Genomic DNA, 8,572 nt, shown 5'->3' on the forward strand with positions numbered 1-8,572 from the left:
GGAAGAAGACGTGGCGCTGGACGGCATTGTCTACCCGAACGAAGCCTGGAACGTGCGCAGCGTGTCCGGCCTGCCGTCGGCCAGCCAGGTGGCCAGCACCCTGCCGAGCGCACGCGGTGCGGCCGGCCGCCTGTTCGCCTTCGGTGCCGACGCCTGGAAGATCACCGCCTACCTGGACAAGCTGTCCAACGAAGGCGGCCTGGACGGTGCCACCGGCACCCTGTTCCTGGACAGCAACGGCAACATCCTGCGCCAGCCGGCCTGGTCGACCTTCAATGGCGGCCGGCCGATGCCGATCGTCGGTGGTCGCTGAACGCAGCCAACGGGGCTCGGCGGTGGAAGCCGCCGCCGAGCAGCATCTGCAACAGGCGGGACTGCAGCCGCGTGCGCGCAACGTGCGCTATCGCGGCGGTGAACTGGACCTGGTGATGGACGATGCCGGCACCGTGGTGTTCGTGGAAGTGCGCTACCGCGCGCGATCCGATTTCGGTGGCGGCGCGGCCTCGGTGGATGCGCGCAAGTGCCGGCGCCTGGCCCATGCCGCGCAACTGTACTTGCAGGACAACCCGGCGCTGGCCAATGCACCCTGCCGCTTCGATGTGGTGGAAGCCAGTGGCGAACCGCCGCAGCTGCACTGGCTGCGTGATGCATTCCGGCTGGATGATTGCTGATGGCTACTCTTTGCCGGCCAGCGGCCGGCACTACCCGTCGGACCTGCAGCTGGCCCGCGGCCGGTACGACCATGGCGCGTGACTGATGCCGTCGATCATCACCCATGCCGCTGTGCCGCTGGCGCTGTGGTGCGCCGCTGATCGTGGCCGCATCCCGCCGCGCCTGCTGGCCGCCGGCGTGATCGCCGCCATGCTGCCCGATGCCGATGTACTGGCCTTCGCCCTGCACATTCCCTATGCCGATGCCTTCGGCCATCGCGGCGCCAGCCACTCACTGCTGTTCGCCGGCGTGCTGGCAGCATTGGCCGCGGCGTTGGCGTTCTTGGGCAGTCGCCGACCTTGGTCGGCGGATGTGTGCCAACCAAGGTTGGCATCTACCGTACAAGCCGCTGTATTCGTCTTCGCCTGCGCCGCCAGCCATCCGCTGCTCGATGCGATGACCTCCGGTGGTCTGGGCGTCGCGCTGGCCTGGCCGTGGAGCGAACAGCGCTTCTTCGCGCCGTGGCGCCCCATCCGCGTGTCACCGTTCGCGCCACAGTTCTTCAGCGCACGCGGCGTGGCTACCCTGCTCTCCGAACTGCGCTGGGTGTGGCTGCCACTGGCCGGCGCCGTTGTCGCCTGGAAACTGATCCAACCCGCTCCTGCTGCCCCACGAGATCCGTCATGAGTCCTGCCCTGCCTGCTGCCCTGGTTGCCGAACTGTCCACCCTGCTGGGCACGGAGGGCTGGCGCATGGATGACGGCGCGCTGGAGGCGAATGCGCAGGACAACTCATGGCGCCATCAGCGGCCGGCTGCAGTGGCGTTTCCGGCGGACATCGAGCAGGTGCAGGCGCTGGTGCGTGCATGCCGCGCGCATGGCGTGGCGCTGGTCGCGCGCGGTGCCGGCACCGGTACCACCGGTGCCGCGGTCCCGCAGCCGGGCAGCATCGTACTCTCGTTCACCCGCATGGACCGCATCGTGGAGATCCGCGCCGGTGATCGCTGCGCGGTCGTGCAGCCGGGCGTGTTGAACGGCACGCTGCAGCAGGCGCTGGCGCCACATGGCCTGTTCTGGGCGCCGGACCCATCCAGCGCGGATATCTGCAGCGTGGGGGGCAACCTGGCCTGCAACGCCGGTGGCCCGCGCGCGGTGAAGTACGGCACCAGCCGCGACAACGTGCTGGGCCTGGTGGCGGTGACCGGCACCGGCGAGGTGATCCGCTGCGGTGGCGCCTACACCAAAGACGCCACTGGCTACGATCTGACCCATCTGCTGGTGGGCAGCGAAGGTACGCTGGCATTGATCGTGGAAGCCACGCTGAAACTGACCCCGCTGCCGGTCAGCCAGGCCGGGCTGCGCGTGTTGTACCGCGATGCCGATGCTGCTGCGGCCGCCGTATCGCGGTTGATGTCGCAGCCGGTGGTACCCACCCGCCTGGAATTCATGGACGCGCGCAGCCTGGAGCTGCTGCGGCTGAATGGTGCCGATGTGCCGGAGGCAGGCGCGATGCTGCTGGTCGAGGCCGATGGTGACCACGACACCCTGCCTTATCTGCTGCAGGCACTGGCCAGTGCCGCCGAAGGCGACGGCATGATCGAGCTGGACGTGGCGATGGAGGGCCGCGCGCGCGACCAGCTGTGGGCCGCGCGCAAGGCGCTGTCGCCCGCGCTGCGCAGCGTTGCGCCGGGCAAGATCAATGAAGACGTTGTGGTCCCGGTGTCGCGCATTCCGGAGCTGGTAGCCGGCGTGCAGGCACTGGCGCGTGACTACAGACTCACCATCGTCACCTTCGGCCATGCCGGCAACGGCAACCTGCACGTCAACATTCTTTACCACCCGGACGACGCCGACGAAAACGCACGCGCGCATGCCGCACTGCCGAAGATCTTCGAACTGACGCTGTCACTGGGCGGCACGCTGTCCGGCGAGCATGGCATTGGGTTGGCCAAGCGCGATTTCATGGCGCAGGCGTTCAGCCCGGAAACGCTGACGGCGATGCGCGCGATCAAGGTCGCACTGGACCCGGACGGCATCCTCAACCCGGGCAAGGTGCTGCCGCCGGCATAGACCGCGCACATTCCTTCGCACTCCTGTAGAGCCGAGCCCATGCTCGGCTGCTCTTCGACCAGATCGCGATGAAGCCCGCGCTGCGCGCGCAAGCCGAGCGTGGGCTCGGCTCTACAACCACGTGTCGTTCACCCTCACACTCCTGTGGAGCCGAGCCATGCTCGGCCCCTCTTCGGCCACATCGCGATGAAGCCGGCACCGCGTGGCAAGCCGAGCGTGGGCTCGGTTCTACACCGGCGTGTCGCCTGCAATATCGATCAGGGTCTGCCGGAAGCTGGGCAGCAGCACGCGGTTGCCATGCCCGCTCAGGTGATCGTTGTCGAAGAACAGCGGCTCCCCGTCTTTCACCGCCGAACAGGTCGTTGGCCCGCACAGCAGCTGCAGCGGATCCCATACCGTCAATGATGGATAGCGCACCGCCAGTTCGGACAGCAACGCCATCTGCGGCGCGCGCAGCCTTTCCAGGTCGGCGCGCGGCATGCTCAGGCCCCCGGCACAGGCCGGGTTGCGGCGGTTGAACCAGTCCGAACAGCGGTACGCACCGGCCTTGAACAACGGCAGCGGCGCATCCACAACCACGTGCACACCCAGCTTCTGCAAACGCCCCAGCACTCGATCGGCTTCATCGCGTGCAGCTTGTGCATGCGCGGGCGTGCGCTCGGCCAGCAGTTGCCCATAGATTTCCTGTGCATCCTGCCGCTGCCAGTCGAATCCGCGCAGCTCCGGCATGCGCAAGGCCGCCAGCAGCACGATGTCACCCGGGCGTGCCTCGCGCTCGATGGTCGACAGCGTGTGCTCAATGAAGTCCTGGCAATCGGCTGGACTGGCCCGCAGCAGATTGACGAAGCTGCAGCCGCCGCGATCCTGCTGACGCACCCCCATGCCGGTCTGGCGCGCGACCATGCTGGTCATGGTGCGATACGCCGCCGCGTGCGAATCGCCGGACACGAACAGGCGCCGTCCTTCAAGCGCCGGCGCACTCACCGGCTCCAATGGGCGCCACGCGGGGTAGCGACGCGCCTGCCATGCATAGCCGTCACGGGTAACGCTCAGCGAGACCTGCTCGTGGTACTCCACGGTGGCCCAGGCACCCGCACCACACAGCGCCACCACCGGCAACGCCATCGCCAGCACCTTGGCCGGTGCCAGGCGCAGCAGCGGCGCCGCACTGCGCAGCGGACGCTCGATGAAGTGATACGACGCAGCTGATACCGCCAGCAGCAGCACCGGGTACAGCCACAGTGCCGCTCCCTGCAGGCCGTAGGTCCAGCGCAGCAGCACCAGCAGCGGCCAATGCCACAGGTACAGCGAATAGGACAGGCGCCCCAGGTAGGCCAGCGGTGCGCAGCCCACCGCGCGGGCGAGGCGCGATGTTCCCGGCGTCGACACGCTTGCCAACAGCAGCAGGGTACCGGCCACGGTGGCCAGCACGCCGGGAACCGGCATCGCCAGCTGCGGTGCGATCAGCACGCCTGCAGCCAGCAGTGCCAGGCCGACCACTGCAACCGCATCACCGTTCTGGCCCGGCGTACGCGTACGCATCCACTGGTACAGCAGCGCACCCGCGGCCAGCTCCCAGAACCGCGCCGGCAGCAGATAGAACGCTGCCGCTGGTGCCGTCTGCGCCTGCCAGCCCGCCCACGCCAGCGACAGCACGGTGAGCCCCGGCAACAGCCAACGCGACCCCGGCCAGCGCTCACGCCCGCGCAGCCACACGAAGAACAGCAGCGGGAAGACCAGGTAGAACTGTTCCTCTACGCCCAGCGTCCACGTGTGCAGGAAAGGGTTCAGTTCCGCGCCGGGTGAGAAGTAGTCGTCCTGCTGACCAGCCAGCACGATGTTGCTGAAGCCGACCAGCGCGGCCCAGCCGGTCTGGTCGAACTGCTCATTGCGCCACGCGCGGGGAATGAACAGCGCAGACAGTATGAAAGTGGCCACCAGCATCACCAGCAGTGCCGGCAACAGGCGCAGCACGCGGCGCCGGTAGAAATCGAGCAGCATCGCGCCCAGCGACGCATGGGTGCGCGAGGCCAACGACTGGCTGATCACGAAGCCGGACACCACGAAGAACAGGTCCACGCCGGTGAAGCCACCGGGCAACCATGCCGCATTGGTGTGGAACAGGATGACGGCCAGCACCGCCAATGCGCGCAGGCCGTCAATGGCCGCATTGTGGGAACGTTCGGGAGGGGACATGCGGGTGACCGGCAGCGAGCGATCCGGCAGCATCGCCACCGTCTGCGCAGTCATTCAATGGACGATCGCGACAGGGCGGGACATGGTTCAGCTCCGGTCCCAGTTCGCCCCTGCGGGAATGTCGTAATCACCACACTGACGGCGCGCCGCACGTCTGCAACGTTTTCGAATTTTCAAATCTTTCTCATTGGCATACGTGGCACTGCATGCAAATCATCTAGCGCCACCGACAACGGGTGGCACGGGCTTGCAATCCCGTTTGGTTAATGTCGTTTACGCTTGCCTGCCGGCGCCACCCTTTCCTTGTTGGGTGGCGTCGGCAGGCATTCTGTCCGCGCTTACATGGCGGGCGGTGCGTGGGGGCCTCGTGCCCGCCGGCGTTTCGCAGTGTTACCACCGGTATTGGAACCACGCACCGTCCGCCACCCTCGCTGTTAAGCAGGGTGGCCCCTTGCCGCTTGCACAAGGACGCCGCCATGACCGCTTCCCCCTACCCGCACCTGTCCGCCACCCTGGGCGAGGCCGCCACGCGCCTGCCCGATGACCTGGCCCGCACGCTGGAAGACACCTTCGTTGCGCTGCAGAGCGGCAACAGTGCCGGGGCCATCACCCTGCAAGCCTGCCTGCAGCACATCCGCCAGGGCGATGCCGCCGATGGCCAACCATGGCCCGGCAACAACCGCACGCCCGGGCAACGCCTGGCCCTGGCGCGCATCGACCGCGCCAATGCGGGGCTGAGTTTCCTGCTGGAACTGCTGCACGCCACCGAACGCGTACGCGTGGATGGAGATATCGACCAGCAGATGGGCGATGGCGCGCGCGAAGGGCTGCTGCTGGCCTGCCGTGGGCTGGCCGAGTACGTGGATGTGCAGCTGCGGGCGGCGTGAGCATGCGACGAAGAGAAGTGCGGGTGAGCGCTCAGTTCAGTTGCACGCTGCGCGCAATTGCAACGATTCCGATGGCTCGTCATCACAGGAGCACCAATGGTGCGCACTTCTTTTCAGGGAGTGTTTCGATGCACAAGATGATGGTTCCGCTCACCCGCTATGCGCAGTTCACTGGCCGCGCAAGCCGCAGCGAATTCTGGTGGTTCCAGTTGTTCATCATGATCATTTCGATCCCGCTGTATCTGCTGAGCTTCTATGCCGGCCACAGTGGTTCGCAGGGCCTGGCGCTGGTCGCTACCGGGCTGAGCGTAGTGATGTGGCTGGTGTTCGCCTTGCCGTGCATTGCCGCAACCATTCGCCGCTTGCACGATACCGATCGCTCGGGCTGGTGGATGCTGCTGGCGTTCGTGCCGTTTGCGAGCCTGGTGCTGCTGGTGTTCCTGGTGCTGCCCAGCACGCCGGGCGACAACCGCTTCGGTGCGCCAGTTCCGCACGTATAACCAGACCGCGTTGGTAGGTGTCGACCTTGGTCGACATGGATGTGCCACCGGATGCTGACACATCCGTGCCAACCAAGGTTGGCACCTACCAGAGCAACATCGATGTGCTTCACTTGGGGTCAGATCCCTTTGCGGCGCAAAGGGATCTGACCCCACCCCGAAGGTTGACCCAGCAGGGCAGTACCGCTGCGGCTACGCGAAGTGCTGGTAGCCGCCGTCGGCGGCTTCGCCATCCACATGCACGCCCTGCCCTCCGGCCATCCGACCGATGCGGGTGAGCGGCACGTCCAGCGATTCGGCCAGGTAGTGCAGCGCGTCGCGCTGATCGGCGGCGGCGGTGAAACACAGCTCGTAGTCATCGCCACCGCGCAATGCGCAGTCGCGTGCGGCCTCACGACCGAGCAGTTCACGCAGTGCGTGCGAGATCGACAGCGAATCGGCATCGACATGTGCGGCCACGTTGCTGCGCGTGGCGATATGACCGAGGTCGGCCAGCAGGCCGTCGGACACATCCACCGCCGCGTGCGCGAAGGCACGCAGGCGCAGGCCGAGCGTTACACGCGGCGTCGGCCGCAGCAGGCGCTGGCGCAGGTATTCGTAGTCGGCCAGCAGGGTAGCCGTGGCCACGCTCAGCGCACCCTGCTGCCACAGCCGCAGCGCACCGGCGGCATCGCCCAGCGTGCCGCTCACCCAGATGTCATCACCCACCCGCGCGCGGTCGCGGCGCAGCGCCTGGCCACGCCCGACCTGGCCCATCGCGGTGACCGACAGCGAGAGCGGGCCGCGGGTGGTGTCACCACCGATCAGCGCGATGTCGTGCTGGTCGGCCAGGGCGAAGAAGCCATCGGCAAAAGCCTCGATCCAGTCTTCAGACGCTTCCGGCAGCGACAGCGCCAGCGTGCACCACGCCGGGCGCGCGCCCATCGCGGCGAGGTCTGACAGGTTGACGGCCAGGGTCTTCCAGCCGATGTCGAAGGCCGGGGTTTCCACCGGGAAGTGCACGCCGCTGTTGAGCGTATCGGCGGTGACCACCAGTTGCTCGTTGGCACGCGGCTGCAGCAGCGCGGCGTCGTCACCGATGCCGAGCAGGATGTCGTCGCGCTCGAGGGTGCGGGCGCGGATGCGGTCGATGAGGGCGAATTCGGCGAGGGACATGGAGCGTTCCCGCTGTTGTACGTGCCGCGCAGGGCGCGGTGGGCGGTAGTGCCGGCCGCTGGCCGGCAACCTCAGGATCCCTGCAGCTGCCGGCCAGCGGCCGGCACTACCACAGGTGGGTCAGTGACCCGATTCGACCTTGCGCCATTCCACGGCGGCACGATCCAGCACGCCGTTGACGTAGGTGTGGCCATGTTCGGAACCGAAGCGCTTGGCCGATTCGATCGCTTCGTTGATCACCACGCGGTACGGCACGTCCAGGCGGTAGCGCAGTTCGTAGGCGGCCAAGCGCAGCACCGCGCGTTCGATCGCATCCACTTCCTCGATGCCACGGTCCAGGTACGGGCCGAGCGCTTCGTCGATGTCGCGACGGTTGTCGAGCACGCCGTGCACCAGCGCCTCGAAGTACGCCAGGTCGGCGATTTCGCGGGCCTGCTCGTGGGCGAACTGGGCGATCAGCGACTGCGCGTTGCCGCCGGAGATCTGCCAGGCGTAGATGGCCTGCACGGCACGACGACGGGCGCGCGAGCGCAGCACCGGATCGACGCCATCGCGGCGGACGGGTTTACCGGAGGGCTTGCCCTGGGTGTTCTTGTTCATGGCAGTTGCTCCAGCAGATTGACCATTTCCAGTGCGGCGAGTGCGACTTCCTCGCCCTTGTTGCCGTGGCTGCCGCCTGCGCGGGCCTCGGCGTCTTCAACGCGTTCCACCGCCAGCACGCCGTTCAGCACCGGCACGCCGAAATCCAGCTGCACGCGCATCAGGCCTTCGGCGCAGCGGTCGGCCACGTGTTCGTAGTGGCGGGTGTCGCCACGGATCACGCAGCCCAGGGTGAGGATGGCGGCGTGTTCATGCGCGGCGGCCAGGCGTGCAGCCACCAGCGGCAGTTCCCAGGCACCCGGCACGCGGATCACGTCGATGTTGGCTTCGGTGATGCCGTTGCCGGCCAGGCTCAGGCGGGCGCCTGCGACCAGCGCGTCGGTGATGCGGGCGTTCCAGCGGCTGGCCAGGATGGCGAAGCGCGCCGACTCGGGAGTGCGAAGATCGCCTTCGTAGTGGCTCATATGCGGCTTGGGGGACTCGATAAGGGGGTAATTCTAGCGTGGATGGGCCC

Annotated in this window: 10 protein-coding genes; 6 read left to right on the top strand and 4 right to left on the bottom strand. The window is 67.3% G+C overall.

The annotated features are described in order from the left end of the window. From N5E02_RS18900 to N5E02_RS18915, 4 genes are all read left to right on the top strand, one after another. Window positions 1-313 (top strand): penicillin-binding protein activator (locus N5E02_RS18900; protein ID WP_279747323.1); only part of this gene is annotated, 313 nt, incomplete at its 5' end. Then, on the top strand, window positions 303-671 hold the full coding sequence (locus N5E02_RS18905; RefSeq protein WP_181357032.1) for a YraN family protein: 369 nt from the start codon (window positions 303-305) through the stop codon (window positions 669-671). The genes N5E02_RS18900 and N5E02_RS18905, both read left to right, overlap by 11 nt. A gap of 85 nt (window positions 672-756) precedes the next feature. Continuing rightward, a complete protein-coding gene (locus tag N5E02_RS18910; protein WP_134972523.1) occupies window positions 757-1,338 on the top strand; it encodes a metal-dependent hydrolase in 582 nt (193 codons plus the stop codon). After that, window positions 1,335-2,720, top strand: a complete 1,386-nt coding sequence (locus N5E02_RS18915) for an FAD-linked oxidase C-terminal domain-containing protein (protein WP_279946606.1) — start codon at window positions 1,335-1,337, stop codon at window positions 2,718-2,720. Before N5E02_RS18910 ends, N5E02_RS18915 begins: the two co-directional genes overlap by 4 nt. 228 nt (window positions 2,721-2,948) lie before the next feature. On the opposite strand, the gene N5E02_RS18920 is transcribed toward N5E02_RS18915, so the two are convergent. Then, window positions 2,949-4,970: an acyltransferase family protein gene (locus tag N5E02_RS18920; RefSeq protein ID WP_188239239.1), complete on the bottom strand. Its 2,022-nt coding sequence runs from the start codon at window positions 4,968-4,970 to the stop codon at window positions 2,949-2,951. A 422-nt stretch (window positions 4,971-5,392) separates the two neighbouring features. On the opposite strand from N5E02_RS18920, the gene N5E02_RS18925 reads away from it, so the two are divergent. Together N5E02_RS18925 and N5E02_RS18930 are read left to right on the top strand one after the other, a co-directional pair. Further along, complete coding sequence (locus N5E02_RS18925; RefSeq protein ID WP_139726730.1) at window positions 5,393-5,803, top strand: hypothetical protein; 411 nt, start codon at window positions 5,393-5,395, stop codon at window positions 5,801-5,803. 128 nt (window positions 5,804-5,931) lie between these two features. Then, window positions 5,932-6,303 (top strand): DUF805 domain-containing protein, encoded by a 372-nt coding sequence (locus tag N5E02_RS18930; RefSeq protein ID WP_139726729.1) that lies wholly within the window; start codon window positions 5,932-5,934, stop codon window positions 6,301-6,303. 192 nt (window positions 6,304-6,495) lie between these two features. On the opposite strand, the gene thiL is transcribed toward N5E02_RS18930, so the two are convergent. The 3 genes from thiL to ribH all read right to left on the bottom strand — a co-directional run bounded on the left by thiL (window position 6,496) and on the right by ribH (window position 8,522). Further along, a complete protein-coding gene (gene thiL, locus N5E02_RS18935; RefSeq protein ID WP_188239238.1) occupies window positions 6,496-7,458 on the bottom strand; it encodes a thiamine-phosphate kinase in 963 nt (320 codons plus the stop codon). 120 nt (window positions 7,459-7,578) lie between these two features. Further along, window positions 7,579-8,058 carry a transcription antitermination factor NusB gene (nusB, locus tag N5E02_RS18940; protein WP_005415268.1) on the bottom strand — a complete coding sequence of 160 codons (480 nt, stop codon included), beginning with the start codon at window positions 8,056-8,058 and terminating at the stop codon, window positions 7,579-7,581. Beyond that, window positions 8,055-8,522, bottom strand: coding sequence for a 6,7-dimethyl-8-ribityllumazine synthase (gene ribH, locus N5E02_RS18945; RefSeq protein ID WP_005415267.1), 468 nt, complete (start codon window positions 8,520-8,522; stop codon window positions 8,055-8,057). The genes nusB and ribH overlap by 4 nt, the downstream gene beginning before the upstream one ends. Between the last annotated feature and the right edge of the window lie 50 nt (window positions 8,523-8,572).

The organism is Stenotrophomonas sp. GD03777 (assembly GCF_029842485.1).
GTDB classification, from domain to species: domain Bacteria; phylum Pseudomonadota; class Gammaproteobacteria; order Xanthomonadales; family Xanthomonadaceae; genus Stenotrophomonas; species Stenotrophomonas sepilia.